Origin of the sequence: Cryobacterium sp. TMT3-29-2, assembly GCF_004564305.1 — a bacterium.
GTDB classification, from domain to species: domain Bacteria; phylum Actinomycetota; class Actinomycetes; order Actinomycetales; family Microbacteriaceae; genus Cryobacterium; species Cryobacterium sinapicolor.
Genome location: NZ_SOGK01000093.1, coordinates 1 through 13,318, shown reverse-complemented (window position 1 = coordinate 13,318; position 13,318 = coordinate 1). Strand labels below are relative to the sequence as shown.

Here is a 13,318-nt window from a genome sequence, read left to right as displayed (position 1 = left end):
GGTCGGTTGCTGCGCTACCGGGAGGGCGGCACGACCTCCCCGGCCGGATCGGCGTTCTCGTCCAGTTCGATCACGCCGTAGTCCCAGCCCTTGCGGCGGTAGACGACGCTCGGACGCTTCGTTACGGCATCCTGGAACAGGTAGAAGTCGTGGCCGACGAGTTCCATGAAGTAGAGGGCGTCGTCGACGGTCATCGGGGCCGCCGCGAAAACCTTGCGTCGGATGACAACGGGGTTGTAGACGTCCTCCGGTTCTTCGGCCGCCGTCGTCTCGACGTTCACGACGGGGATCGCGCCGGTGCGCACCCGCTCGAGCACCTCGGCGTCGGCAGGCTTGATGTCGACCACGCTGAAATCGACGGATGCCGCGTCGTGCAGGGAGATGGGACGGTGCGCCCCGCCACGGTGCAGCTTCTGGCGATCCTTGGCGCGGCGCACCCGTTCGAGCAACCGCCCCAGGGCCACGTCGAACGCCGCGTACTTGTCGGAACCGTCGGCTTCGGCCCGAACGATCGGACCCTTGCCGATCAGGGTCAGTTCCACCCGGTCGTTGCCCGTGGCGCCGTTCTTCTCACGGTGACGACTGAGCTTGATCTCGAGAGCCAGCGCCTTGTCGGCGAGACCGGCGACCTTCTCGGCTTTCTCGGTGGCATACTCCCGGAAACGATCAGTGATCCCTAGGTTTCGTCCAACGATGTTAGTTTCCATGACGACCTCCAGATCTGGCGAACCGCCCGTATCTGGGCGATTATTACGCGCCTTCAGGACCCACCGTAGCCGTGCGCACGGGATAAGTCACAGCCTTTTGTCAATCTGTTTTCGATGAACGTGCGGTGACGGGGAAACGACGCCGTGTTTCCGCCAGAGTGGCCACGCCGACGACTTCGCCGCCTGCGGCAAGCACGGCGCGTCGCACCTCGAGCACCGTGGCCCCGGTGGTCAGGATGTCGTCGACGACCAGGACGCGGACGCCGAGGAGGGAACGGCGCGCAACCAGAGACCCGGTGCGGTTCCGCCCCCGCTCCGAACTGCCCAGGCCGACCTGGTCCTGCGTCTCCCCCACGGTCCGGAGCAACCGGGTCGCCCGGAGTCCCGCGTGGCCGAGCAGCAGTTCCACCGGGTGATAGCCCCGGATGCGCCACGCCCGCCGCGACGAGGGAACGGTCACCACCTGCACCCCAGCACCCTCCGGCACGCGGGCCAGCGCCGCGGCCACGGCGGCCCGGAGCGGACCGGCCAGCGCGCCGGCGGCATCCGTTCGGCCACCGTCCTTGAAAGCCCCCAGGACCCTCCTGGCCACGCCGGAATAGTCCAGGGCCGACCACACCAGGACCCCCGACCGTTCGGAGCTGTGCACCCGAGGGGCCAGGGCGGCCAGGCAGGGCCCGCACAGGGCCCGGTCGGGCATGCCGCAGCCGCTGCACTCGGTGGGCATCACCACGGCCCACGCGTCTCGGGCGGCCTGGGTGAGACCGGCTGGAGGGCGCATCCCGCCATCCTGGGGTCAGGCGCGGCCCGCCCTGACCCCGAGGGCCGTACCGGTGCAGAACCGGCTTCCGCCGGATCGGTGGAGGAACTACCCGCCGATGCCCTGCTGGGTGGCGAGGAGGGTGACGTCGCCCAGTCGTTCCTGCCAGCCGGCACCGCGCTGCACCAGGAGCCCACCTGTGGACGAGAGAGCGCGCAGGTCGCGCAGGTTGTTGCTGCCGACCATCGTGACACTGTCCGGCGCGGACTCGAGGCGCGTGGTCAGGCCGCCCAACTGCAAGGCCACGATCCGTTCCTCACCGCTGGGCAGGCGGGTCAGGCAGGCCACGGTGAGCTCGTCGATCCAGGCCGCGTCCACGGCCGTGCCTCCCGGCGCGGCCAGGAGCACCGCGTCCCCCAACGCGACCGGGGTGCTCTTGGCCCGGGTGATGGCGCTGATGACGAATCGGGTCTCCTTGCCGGACTCCAGCAGGGCGATCAGCCGGGTGCCGTCCCGCGACACGCGCAGCGACCGGATCGCCGAGGCTTCCGGCCAGGGCGTGGGAACGGCGGTCGCCTCGCCGTTCGGGCCGTACACGAACAGCTCGCCGGGGCGGTCGGCGGGCACCGACCAGACGAAGCCGTAGTTGTCGATGGCGGGCGCGATCAGACGCTGGCGGGGATCGAACTGCACCGGGGCGTCGCCGACCCTGACCCCGTAGACGCCCGTTCCCGTCAGCACTGCGGCCGCGGTCTGACCGGGCGAGAGAGTGACGGCGGTCGGGCCCAGGGCGACGATCGTGCCGGACAGGCCGGCGATCGGGCTGATCGAGGAACCGCTGGCCGCGAGGAATCCGAATTCACCCTGGCGCAGGATCAGCGCGCGGGCGTCGACGCGGGGGTTCGCGGTCGGCGCGTTCGCGGTCAGCGGGGCGATGTCCTGCTGGTTGCGATTGACGGTGATGGTGGCGGACAGCCCGGCCGGGAGGCTGTTGGACAGCTGAGCCTGCATGCGCTGCAGGGTGACCCGGTCGGCGTTCAGGGCTTCGCTGTTGAGGTCGACCTTGGCATCCCTGGCGATGACCTGCACGGCGTCCGCGGTGAGCTTGGTGCCGTCGGGGAACGCCGTCACGACGGCCCCGGTGAGCCAGGGGCTCGGTCCGTCGAGCAGTCCGTTGACGATTTTGGTCAGGGTGGACCCGCTGCGCGGATACCAGCGCAAATCGGGCACCAGGTAACGAAAGTCGGGGTCGAAGAAGTAGAGCGCCTGGGCGGTGAAGACGTCCTGGAAGATGTTCCGGTCGACCACCGTGCCGTTCGGCGCCGCGCCGATGCGCCACTGGCCGCCGACCTGCACGAATTGATATCGGAGCGCCACCGCGGTGGGCGACTCGACCTCGCGGTACTCGCCGCGCTCGTCAACCTCGGCGATCGGGTTCACCGAGAACTGCATCTCACCCTCGCCGAGTGAGACGATGCTGCGCCCGGTGGCGTCGTCGACGGTCACCCCGGAGTCGGGCTCCCAGGAACCACTGTAGTTCGGCGCCAGGAACTCCCGGGCGATCGCGTAGTCGTTGTCGGGACTCGTCGCCGCATCGATGAAACCGCGCAGGATCGCCTCGGGGGTGGCGTCCTTCTGCGGCCGCGAGGGCAGGAACACGGGGGCCGGGGTGGCGCCGGGCTGTACGGTCTGCCCGGCGCGCACGCCCCCGTCGCGCGGGATGCCCGCGCAGCCGGTGATCGCCACCGCGAGCACGACCAAGCCCGCGATCATCCGGGTCCGGCTACGCATAGTGCCCTCCCGTTCCGCGGGCGGCCGTGCCGCCGCCGGCATCGGCAGGGGGCAGCGGGCTCGGCGAGCTCGTCAGCGTTCCGTTCGCGTTGCGCGGCAGGGTCAACCGGAAGCACGACCCCTCCCCCGGGTGCGACCAGACCTGCAGCCAGCCGCCGTGCACGACGGCGTCCTCGAGGGAGATCGACAGGCCGAGGCCGGTCCCGCCGATGGTGCGCTTGCGGGACGGGTCGGCCCGCCAGAACCGGTCGAAGACGTGGGCCATCTCCGCCTGGCTCATCCCCATGCCGTAGTCGCGCACTGACAGGGCCACCGCGCTCTCGTTGCTGTCGACGGACACGATGATCGGCTTGCCCTCCCCATGCTCGATGGCGTTGCCGATCAGGTTGTGCATAATCCGACGGATGCGCCGAGGGTCGACGTCCGCGTCGAGGTGCCCACCCGGCGCGACCAGGGTCAGCACCGTGCCCTTGGAATCCCCGAGCGAGCGCAGCCCGTCGATGGCGTCCTCGGCCAGGTGCACCAGGTTCGTGGGCTCGGTCTCCAGTTGCACCGACCCGGCGTCGTATTTGCTGATCTCCAGCAGGTCGCTCAGCAGCAGCTCGAACCGCTCGACCTGCGTGTGCAGCAGCTCGGCCGTGCGTTCGACCGCCGGCGGGAACGTGGCCCGGTGGTCGTAGAGCACGTCGCCGGCCAGCCGGATCGTCGTCAGCGGGGTGCGCAGCTCGTGTGAGACGTCCGACACGAAGCGCTGCTGCACCTCGGACAGGTCGGCGAGCTCCTTGATCTGGCTCTGCAGGCTGTCGGCCATGCCGTTGAAGGAGCGGGCCAGCGTCGCGATGACGTCTTCGCCCTTCTCCGGGATGCGCACACCGAGGTCGCCGGAGGCGAGTCGCGCGCTGGTGGCCGCGGCCACGCGGATCGGGGTGACCACGAAGCGCACCACGATCCAGGTGACGCCGCCGATCAGGAGGATCAGCACCAGGCCGGCGATGCCGAGAGTGCGCTGCACGAAGGCCAGGGTCGCCTCGGCGTCGGCCAGGCTGTAGCCGATATACAGCTCGTACCGGCCGGCGACCGGAACTGTGAGCTGGGAGCCGACGACGACGCCGGGAACCTGCCCGCCGTCATCCGTCGCCAGCGTCACCGACTGCCAGAACTGCTCGCCGGCGTTCTCCTGCACCTGGAGGCGGAGAGCGGGCGTGATCACACCGGTCGAATCGCCGAACGACGAGGAGTCCTGGGGAGCCACGGTGGAGGCATCCTGCCCGGGCGCCCGGAAGATGGCGATCATCTGTGACGAGGATGCCGCTGTGACCAGGGTGCGTGCGGAACCCACCAGGGTCTGCACCTCCACCCGGTCCGCGGCGTCGGAGGCGTCGAAGATGCCCTGGGCGCCCGTCGTGGCCCGGTTCGAGTCGACGAGCACCTGGTTCAGCCTCGATTGGAACAGGTCGTTGCCCACGCTGGCGGAGATGTATACCCCGACCACCATGATGGCCATCCCGGACAGCGCTACCGTGATGGTCACCGTGCGGAACTGCAGCGAGGAACGCCACAGCCCGGCGATCCTGGTCGACCAGGAACGCCAATCCCGCCAGATGCCGCGGTTGTACCTGGTGCTCCCGACCACGAGAAACCTAGCCGGCCGCGCCGGCCCGATAACCGACCCCGCGCACCGTCATGACGATGCGGGGGTTGTCCGGGTCATCTTCGACCTTGGCGCGCAGGCGCTGCACATGCACATTGACCAGGCGGGTGTCCGCCTTGTAGTGGTAGCCCCAGACCTGCTCCAGCAGCATCTCCCGGGTGAAGACCTGCTGGGGCTTGGACGCAAGAGCCAGCAGCAGGTCGAATTCGAGCGGGGTGAGGTTGATCTGCCGCGTGCCGCGCCGCACCTCGTGCCCGGCGGCGTCGACGACCAGGTCACCGATCTGCAGGTTGGCGGGCGTCTCCGACGGGACCGGGCGCAGGCGCGTGCGGATGCGCGCGACCAGCTCCTTGGGGTTGAACGGCTTCACCATGTAGTCGTCTGCGCCGGACTCGAGGCCCTTGACGACATCCGTCGTGTCGGTTCGCGCGGTCAGCATGATGATGGGCGTGCCGGATTCGGCGCGGATCAGGCTGCACACCTCGATGCCGTCGAGGCCGGGCAGCATGAGATCCAGCAGCACCAGATCGGGTTTGACGGCGCGGAAAGCCTCCAGGGCCAGTGAGCCGTCGGCGCAGAAGACCGGCTCGAAGCCCTCGGCGTGCAGCACTATGCCGATCATCTCGGCCAGCGCGGTGTCGTCGTCGACGACAAGAATGCGTGCGTTCATCAATCCGTTTTCCACTCAGTCACCCAAAATACCCCGGTGAGTCATGCAATCACTGGACTAAGAGTAGTCGACGGCGCCGTGGGAAACCTCAACGCGCTCATTCATCACCGAGGTATGCCAGCATAGATCTCGTGACGGACCCGCAGAACTGGCACTCCCCGACGGATGACGGGCGCAGCATTCCGGTCGGCGACGAGCCGAGGGCGCCCCGCGCGCCCTCCGGCTTCGTGCCGCCGACGAATTCGGCAGGCGCTCTCGGCGCGGACGCTTCGCCCGTCTGGGGTCCTCCGCCGACGTGGACGCCTCCACCCAGGCCGGGACTGATACCCCTGCGACCGCTGGCTTTCGGAACCCTCCTATGGGCGCCGTTCCAGGTTCTGCGCCGCAATCCGAAGGCCACCTTCGGCAGCGCGCTGCTCGTGCAGGCGGGTGTCGCCCTGATCGCCGTCATCATGGTGGGCCTGGTCTCCTACTTTGCACTCGAACGGGTGGAGAACTCGCCACTCGAGGACCGAGACGCGCTCGAGGCCGGAGCGACCCTGAGCATCGTGCTCTCGGCCATCGTGCCGGTGGCTCTGGCCGTGGTCGCCTCCGCGCTGTTGCAGGGCGTCATCGTGATCGAGGTGGCCCGTGCCACGCTGGGCGAGAAGATGCGCCTGTCCGCCCTGTGGCGCGCCGTGCTGCCCCGTCTCTGGCCGCTGGTGCTCTGGACCCTGATGCTGAGCGCGGCCGTGCTCGCGGCCGTCGCGCTTGTGGCCGGACTCGTGGTCTTCTTCGTCTCCCTCGGCGGAGCGGGCGTGGGACTGGCGGTGGTCACCGGCATCCTCGGCACGGTCGCCCTTCTCGCGCTCGGTATCTGGCTGATCACGAAGACCTCGCTCGTGCCGAGCGTGATCGTGCTGGAACGGCTCGGAATCCGGGCGGCGGTGCGGCGGTCCTGGTCGCTGACCCGCGGCTACTTCTGGCGCACCTTCGGTGTCCAGTTCCTGGTCGCGACGGTCGTGAACCTCGTCTCCCAGATCGTGACGACGCCGCTGTCGCTCCTGTTCGGAGCCGCCCTCTCCGTCGTCGATCCGAACGCGGCCTTCGACGCGTACCTCCCGTCGGTCATCCTGTACGTGCTGACCATCCTGATCGGCCTGGTGCTGGGCGCCGTCGCAGCCGTGGTGCAGTCGGCCGCGACGGCCCTGATCTACATCGATCTGCGGATGCGCAAGGAGGGTCTCGACCTCGAGCTGGCCCGATTCGTCGAATCGGCCCCCGGCGCGGAAGAGGACCCCTACCGGTCGAAGCCGGCGGGCACCCCGGAGTCAGCCTGGGCATGATCCGGGGCTCGCACATCCACGCGGTGGTCCTGGGGGCGACACCGGTCGATCCCGATGCGCCCGAAGCCCGGCAGTGGCTTCGGGAAGAGTTGGCGAAAGCACCGTACGAGGCCGCCAAACCCACCTGGTTCGACCGGTTGTCGACGTCGATTCTGGACTGGTTCGCTTCCCTGACCGCGCCGTCGGCCGACGGTTTCGCGGCCTGGGTTCCCCTGCTCCTGACCGTGGCCGTGGTGGTCTTGGTCGCCGCCGCCCTCCTCATTTTCGGCCTGCCGCGGCTGAACCGGCGCAGCCGGCTCGCATCCGACCTCTTCGGCGTCGACGACCGTCGGGCCGCGGCCGACTTGCGTCGTGCGGCGCTGGCCGCGGCCTCCCACCGGGACTGGAACGTGGCGAGTGCCGAAATGTTCCGGGCCCTGGCGCGCGGATTGTTCGAGCGCACCATCCTGGTCGTGACGCCGGGCACCACCGCGCACTCCTTCGCGGCCCGGGCCGGCGAGGCCTTCCCCGCCGAACGGGTACGACTGAGCGAGGCCGCCGAGCTCTTCGACGGCGTGCGCTACCTGGGGATCGACGGCACCGAGCAGCAATTCCTGGCCCTGGCCGCGCTCGAGAGCGACCTGCGTGCCGCCCGGCCGCTGCACCTCGAGGACCCGGCACAGGACCCAGTACAGACGAAGCGGTCATGAGCCTGCCCACCCAGACGGTCTCCCCGACGACCCTCAATGCCGCCTCCTCCACGCCGACCCTGCGCGAAGCCGGACGCCGGTCTCGGTACTGGCTGCTCGCCGGCGGCGGCGCCCTGCTCGTCGCCGTCATCAGCACCGTCCTCGCCGCGGGCGGCGGAGTGGGCGGGCAACCCCTCGAGGCCGGCAGCGCGGCACCGGCCGGCGCGCGGGCGCTCGTCGAGGTGCTCCGCCAGCAGGGCGTCACCGTGAACACCGCCGATACCCTCGCCGAGGCGCGGAGCCTGGTGGGGGCCGCAACCGACCCCACCGTGTTCTTTTTCGACGAGAGCGGCTACCTCACCGACGATCAACTGAGCACGATGTCCGCCCTCGCCCCGCGCACGGTGGTGGCCTCCCCGGACTTCCTGACCCTGCAGACGCTGACTCCCCCGGTGGGTTTCGGCGGCGTGTCATCGGCCGAGGAATCCCGCTCCGCCTGCACGGTCACGGCCGCGGTCAAGGCCGACGGGCTCTCCCCCGGCGGTCCCACGCTCACGATCCCGGCCGACGCCGCCGGGCTGACCGGATGCTTCCCGTCGGGAGAGAACGCCTTCGCCTTGGTCGAACAGGTCACCGCCGACCGAACGCTCACGCTGCTCGCCGACGGCACCCTGTTCAGCAACGAACGGATCGGCGAGGCCGGCAATGCCGCCCTCGCGCTCAACCTGCTGGGCCCGGGCGACGAGCTCGTCTGGTACCTGCCGACGATCGCCGACGTGCCCGGAACCGGGTCGCCGTCGCTCGGTGAGCTGACGCCCGGCTGGGTCACCCCGACCATGATCCTGCTGGTGCTCGTCGCAGTGGCCGCCGCCGTCTGGCGCGGGCGGCGTTTCGGGCCGCTCGTCGCCGAGAACCTGCCGGTTACGGTGCGGGCCAGCGAAACGATGGAAGGCCGGGCCCGGCTCTACGCGCGCAGCAGCGCCCGCCTGCGCGCCCTCGACGCGCTGCGGGTGGGCGCCGTGCAGCGCCTCGCCGGTCAGGTCGGGCTGTCCCGGCTGGCGAGCCTGGACGACGTGATCGCCATGGTCGCCACCGTGGTCGACCGGCCACCGGCCGACGTGCGGACCGTGCTGGTGGACGCCGTCCCGGGTTCTGACTCCGAACTTGTCGCCCTCTCCGACCGCATCCAGGAACTTGAGCGGGCCACGGCCCGCGCGACCACGCCCCTGCCACCCGGAAGAATGGACTCATGAGCACTCATACCGCTGTCGATACCCTGCGAGGCTCCCTCGCCCAGGTGCGTACCGAGGTCGGCAAGGCCGTCGTCGGACAGGACGGTGCGGTGACCGGGCTGATCATCGCGCTGCTCGCCCGCGGCCATGTGCTGCTCGAGGGAGTGCCGGGCTTGGCCAAGACCCTCCTGGTGCGGTCGCTGAGCCACGCGCTCAGCCTGGAGACGAAACGGGTGCAGTTCACGCCCGACCTGATGCCGGGCGACGTGACCGGCTCGCTCGTCTACGACGCCCGGGTGGGTGACTTCGAGTTCCGCAAGGGCCCGGTCTTCACCAACATCCTGCTGGCCGACGAGATCAACCGCACGCCCCCGAAGACCCAGTCGGCCCTCCTGGAGGCGATGGAGGAACGCCAGGTCAGCGTCGACGGCCTGTCCCTTCCGCTGCCGGACCCGTTCATCGTCGCCGCGACCATGAACCCGATCGAATACGAGGGCACGTACACGCTCCCGGAGGCCCAGCTCGACCGGTTCCTGCTCAAGCTCGTGCTCGAGGTGCCGGAGCGGGATGCGGAATTCGAGGTGCTGCGACGCCACGCCGAGGGCTTCAACCCCCGCGATCTTGCCGGTGCGGGAGTCACCGCGGTTCTCGGCGCGGAGGAGCTGATGGCTGCCCAGGCTGCCGTGGCATCCGTGGGAGCCAGCCCGGACGTTCTCGCCTACGTCGTCGACCTGGCCCGCGCCACGAGAAGCAGCCCGTCGGTGAAGCTCGGTGTCAGCCCCCGCGGCACGACCGCGCTCCTCGCTGCAGCCAAGGCGTGGGCCTGGTTGAGCGGCTATGACTCGATCACCCCCGACCATGTGCAGGCGATGGTGCTGCCGGTCTGGCGGCACCGTGTGCAGTTGCGGCCGGAGGCGGAACTCGAAGGCGTGTCCGTGGACGCGATCCTGCGTGCCGTGCTCGCCCAGGTGCAGGTGCCGATCTAAGTGACGCTCACCGGTCGGTTTGTTGCGCTCCTCGCGCTCGGCGTCGTGCCGATCGTGCTGCTCGGGAGCACCCCTGGCAGGGCGGCGGCCGTGCTGGGCTTCTGGGTGCTCGCCCTGCTGGGGCTCGGCATCCTGGACTTGAGCCTGGCCGGCTCACCGCGGAAGGTCGCGCTCTCCCGAAGCCTGCCCTCCCGGGTGCGCCTGGGCGAGAGCGTGACGAGCGACCTGTACCTGACCAACACCGGACCACGGCGACTGAATCTGATGGTGCGGGATGCCTGGCAACCGTCGGCTGGAGCGGGCAACAACCGCACGCCGCAGGTGCTGCCGCCCGGCGAACGCCGACTGGTGTCGCTGTCGTTGACGCCCAACCGGCGCGGGGAACGCCGGGTGGACCACGTCACGCTGCGCTCGTTCGGACCGCTCGGGCTGTGGGCCCGCCAGGCCACCCTGCAGGCGCCGGGCCAGATCCGGGTGGTGCCGCCCTTCAACGCACGCAAGCACCTGCCGTCGCGCATCACCCGGCTCAAGGAACTCGACGGTCGCACCAGCCTGCTCGTGCGAGGCCAGGGCACCGAGTTCGACTCACTGCGCGAATATGTGCGGGGTGACGACGTTCGCTCGATCGACTGGCGCGCCACGGCCCGGCGGGGCGACGTCATGGTACGAACCTGGCGCCCCGAGCGGGACCGCCGGGTGGTCGTCCTGATCGACAGCGGCCGCACCTCGGCGGCGCGCATCGACGACGAGCCGCGCCTGGACACGGCCTTCGAGGCGTCGTTGCTGCTCGCCGCGCTGGCCTCCCGTGCCGGCGACCACGTCGACTTCATCGCCTACGACCGCCGGGTGCGCGGCCGCGTTCAGGGGGCGCAGGGAGCGGAACTCCTCTCCCGCATGGTCGACACCATGGCCCTGATCGAGCCGGAGCTGATCGAGACGGACTGGCCGGCCGTTCCCGGTCAGGTGCGCGCGGTGACGAGCCGCCGGGCCCTGGTTGTGCTGATCACGTCGATCGATGCGGCCGGGGCCTCGAGCGCCCTGCTGTCGGTGCTCCCCCAGTTGACCCGCCGGCACACCGTGATCGTCGCATCCGTTACCGACCCGACCACTCTGGAGGCCACCCGCCCGCGCGGCAACCGGGAGGAGATCTACCGGGCGGCGGCCGCCGAGCGGGCACTGCTGGACGTGGCGCGGGTCTCCGCCGCCATCCGTCGGCAGGGCGCCGAGGTCGTCACTGGCTCCCCCGCCGACCTGCCGCCCGCGCTGGCCGACCGCTATATCGCGCTCAAGGCCGCCGGCCGGCTCTAGCTATGTTCCGTGCGCGCAGGCTACGCCGCGTAGATCCGGGTGCTGCCGGCCTCGAACTCGGCCAAGTCGCCGGTCTCGCCGGCCCGTACGGCACGACGCCCGAGCACGAGCATGTAGGTGAGGAAGGCGAGCAGGGCGGCCGCGCCAATGCCGATCTTCACCGGCCACGGCCACGGAGCCGGCGTGACGAACCCTTCGATCACACCGGAGACGAAGAGCACGAAGACCAGGCCGATGGCCACCGTGGAGAGTGCGCGGGCATCCTCCGCCAGAGCCTGGGCCCGGGTGCGGGCCCCCGGGGCGATCCAGGCCCAGAAGATGCGCAGCCCGCCGGCGGCAGCCACGAAGATCGCGGTCAGTTCGAGCATGCCGTGTGGCGCGATGTACAGGAAGAACACGTCACCCTTGCCGTAGGCGAACATGACCGCCGCCGTGATGCCGACGTTCTGCGCGTTCTGCAGCACGATGAAGGGCACGTAGACGCCGAGGATTCCAAAGGCGATGCATTGGGCGGCAATCCACGCGTTATTGGTCCAGACCAGGCCCGTGAAGGATGCCGCCGGATTCTCCGAGTAGTAATTGACGAAGTCCTCGTTGACGAGCTTCTGCAACTCGGCGTCGGAGCCGACGGCCGCCAGAGCCTGCGGGTCGCCGGAGATCCAAAAACCGTAGAGGGCCGCGACCACGATCGTCACCACGGCCACGGCCAGGGTCAGCCAGCGTAGGCGGTAGAGGGCGGCCGGGAGCTGCAGCACGAAGAAACTCGGGATCTGAGAGACCACGTTCGCGCTCGCCCCCGTGAACCGGAGGCGGGCCCGGGACAGCCCCACCGAGATCCGGTCGCCCTCCAGCGTCGAACCGGCCGTCGACTTGATCGCCGACAGCTGGGTCGCGCCGGACTGGTACCGTTCGATCAGCTCGTCCGCTTGCGCGCCGGAGAGCCGCCGCTGCGAGCCGAGCTCAGCCAGGCGGTCCCATTCGGCGCGGTGCGCCGCTGAATACGCGTCAAGGTCCATCTGCTCTAATAGTAGACATGGAGCAGCCGGGCAAGGCGGCCGATCACGGCCAGTACTCGTGGAGTGAGCAGGAATTGGTCACCGGCGAGGCGGTTGCCCTCGACGTGAGGCCGGCCAGCATAGTCCTGCGCGCAGCCGGAACGATCATCGACTGGGTTGCCTACATCCTCCTGTTTCTGGGGGTCGCCCTTCTCGTGTCCGGGCTCACCGGTGTGGCAATCGACGACGCGCTCGGTCGGGCGCTCGGAATCGCGGGCCTGGTGCTTTGCCTCCTTATCGTGCCGATGGCCGTCGAAACGATGACCGGTGGACGGTCTCTGGGCAAGCTGGCGATCGGTGCACGCATCGTGCGCGATGACGGCGGCGCGATCGCGCTCCGCCACGCCTTCATCCGCGCGCTGCTCGGCTTCGTCGAGATCTACCTGACCTTCGGCGGCATCGCCGCCACCACCGCGCTGCTGAACAACAAATCCAAGCGTCTCGGCGACCTGCTCGCCGGCACGTACAGCCAGCACGAGCGGGTTCCCCGTCTCACGAACAGTCCGGTGCCCCTTCCACTCGTGCTCGAGGACTGGGCACAGACGGTGGACGTCGTGCGGTTGCCGGATCGTCTCTCCCGCCGCATCGCGCAGTTTCTGCGCCAAGCGGACAAGCTGACTCCGGCCACGCGGCTGCGCCTCGCGGACAGCTTGGCGGCCGAGGCCGTCCCATACGTGTCGCCGAAACCGGATGTCCCGGCGGAAGTCCTACTGGCCGGGGTCGCCGCGGTGCGCCGCAGCCGGGAGTCCAGGGCGCTGGAGCTCGAGAGGGAGCGCCTCGACCGCCTGCAGCCCCTGCTGCACACTCTGCCGCACGGCTTTCCCCAGCGGTAGGGAGCCGGCCCAGTCATATCCGCGAGCTACGTCCCCGACCGCGAGAGTGGCCGTTGTGCCGGACACTCGCGTCCGAACGGGCACAGTCACCACTGGTTAGCGGCGGATGGCTCCCGTTGGCTCCCGTGTGGGGTGGCTTTCTTCGGTTGTGGTGTGTGCGCGTTGGCAGGTGGGTTTTCGGGTGTGGCTGATTCAGGACATCCGTCGCCCGTGGCCACCGGCTGGCGCGGACTAGTGCGGGGCGGGTGTGGGTGCCCGGGGCGGCGTGCTGGGTTCTCCTGAGTTGGCCACATCGTCGGTGCTTGCGGCATCACCGGTGGTTCTGTAGCGCT

The 13,318-nt window shown here is 69.8% G+C and carries 12 protein-coding genes; 6 read left to right on the top strand and 6 right to left on the bottom strand.

Going from position 1 to position 13,318, the window contains the following annotated elements; genetic code table 11:
* Nucleotides 1-14: 14 nt before the first annotated feature.
* The 5 genes from hpf to mtrA all read right to left on the bottom strand — a co-directional run bounded on the left by hpf (nucleotide 15) and on the right by mtrA (nucleotide 5,579).
* Nucleotides 15-707 carry a ribosome hibernation-promoting factor, HPF/YfiA family gene (gene hpf / locus E3O67_RS10450; RefSeq protein WP_134429000.1) on the bottom strand — a complete coding sequence of 231 codons (693 nt, stop codon included), beginning with the start codon at nucleotides 705-707 and terminating at the stop codon, nucleotides 15-17.
* Between the two features lie 100 nt (nucleotides 708-807).
* Nucleotides 808-1,488: a ComF family protein gene (locus tag E3O67_RS10445; RefSeq protein ID WP_134428998.1), complete on the bottom strand. Its 681-nt coding sequence runs from the start codon at nucleotides 1,486-1,488 to the stop codon at nucleotides 808-810.
* Nucleotides 1,489-1,575: 87 nt separating this feature from the next.
* A complete protein-coding gene (locus tag E3O67_RS10440; protein ID WP_166786944.1) occupies nucleotides 1,576-3,258 on the bottom strand; it encodes an LpqB family beta-propeller domain-containing protein in 1,683 nt (560 codons plus the stop codon).
* The gene (gene mtrB / locus E3O67_RS10435) at nucleotides 3,251-4,891 is read right to left on the bottom strand and encodes an MtrAB system histidine kinase MtrB (RefSeq protein ID WP_241982117.1); all 1,641 of its coding nucleotides are present in this window, start codon (nucleotides 4,889-4,891) and stop codon (nucleotides 3,251-3,253) included. The genes E3O67_RS10440 and mtrB overlap by 8 nt, the downstream gene beginning before the upstream one ends.
* Before the next feature lie 7 nt (nucleotides 4,892-4,898).
* Complete coding sequence (gene mtrA / locus E3O67_RS10430; protein WP_134428994.1) at nucleotides 4,899-5,579, bottom strand: MtrAB system response regulator MtrA; 681 nt, start codon at nucleotides 5,577-5,579, stop codon at nucleotides 4,899-4,901.
* Nucleotides 5,580-5,710: 131 nt separating this feature from the next.
* Between mtrA and E3O67_RS10425 the strand changes: the two genes are divergently transcribed.
* Genes E3O67_RS10425 through E3O67_RS10405 form a run of 5 tightly spaced genes read left to right on the top strand, consistent with a single transcriptional unit; the run spans nucleotide 5,711 to nucleotide 11,098 of the window.
* A complete protein-coding gene (locus tag E3O67_RS10425) occupies nucleotides 5,711-6,904 on the top strand; it encodes a hypothetical protein (RefSeq protein WP_134428992.1) in 1,194 nt (397 codons plus the stop codon).
* Complete coding sequence (locus E3O67_RS10420) at nucleotides 6,901-7,593, top strand: DUF4129 domain-containing protein (RefSeq protein ID WP_134428990.1); 693 nt, start codon at nucleotides 6,901-6,903, stop codon at nucleotides 7,591-7,593. Before E3O67_RS10425 ends, E3O67_RS10420 begins: the two co-directional genes overlap by 4 nt.
* Nucleotides 7,590-8,825, top strand: a complete 1,236-nt coding sequence (locus tag E3O67_RS10415; RefSeq protein ID WP_134428988.1) for a DUF4350 domain-containing protein — start codon at nucleotides 7,590-7,592, stop codon at nucleotides 8,823-8,825. Before E3O67_RS10420 ends, E3O67_RS10415 begins: the two co-directional genes overlap by 4 nt.
* A complete protein-coding gene (locus tag E3O67_RS10410; protein WP_135102664.1) occupies nucleotides 8,822-9,790 on the top strand; it encodes a MoxR family ATPase in 969 nt (322 codons plus the stop codon). The genes E3O67_RS10415 and E3O67_RS10410 overlap by 4 nt, the downstream gene beginning before the upstream one ends.
* The gene (locus E3O67_RS10405; protein WP_135102663.1) at nucleotides 9,791-11,098 is read left to right on the top strand and encodes a DUF58 domain-containing protein; all 1,308 of its coding nucleotides are present in this window, start codon (nucleotides 9,791-9,793) and stop codon (nucleotides 11,096-11,098) included.
* Between the two features lie 20 nt (nucleotides 11,099-11,118).
* Here the strand turns inward: E3O67_RS10405 and E3O67_RS10400 are convergent, their stop codons facing one another.
* On the bottom strand, nucleotides 11,119-12,114 hold the full coding sequence (locus tag E3O67_RS10400; protein WP_134428982.1) for a stage II sporulation protein M: 996 nt from the start codon (nucleotides 12,112-12,114) through the stop codon (nucleotides 11,119-11,121).
* A gap of 17 nt (nucleotides 12,115-12,131) precedes the next feature.
* On the opposite strand from E3O67_RS10400, the gene E3O67_RS10395 reads away from it, so the two are divergent.
* Complete coding sequence (locus E3O67_RS10395; RefSeq protein ID WP_135102662.1) at nucleotides 12,132-12,986, top strand: RDD family protein; 855 nt, start codon at nucleotides 12,132-12,134, stop codon at nucleotides 12,984-12,986.
* The last annotated feature ends 332 nt before the right edge of the window (nucleotides 12,987-13,318 follow it).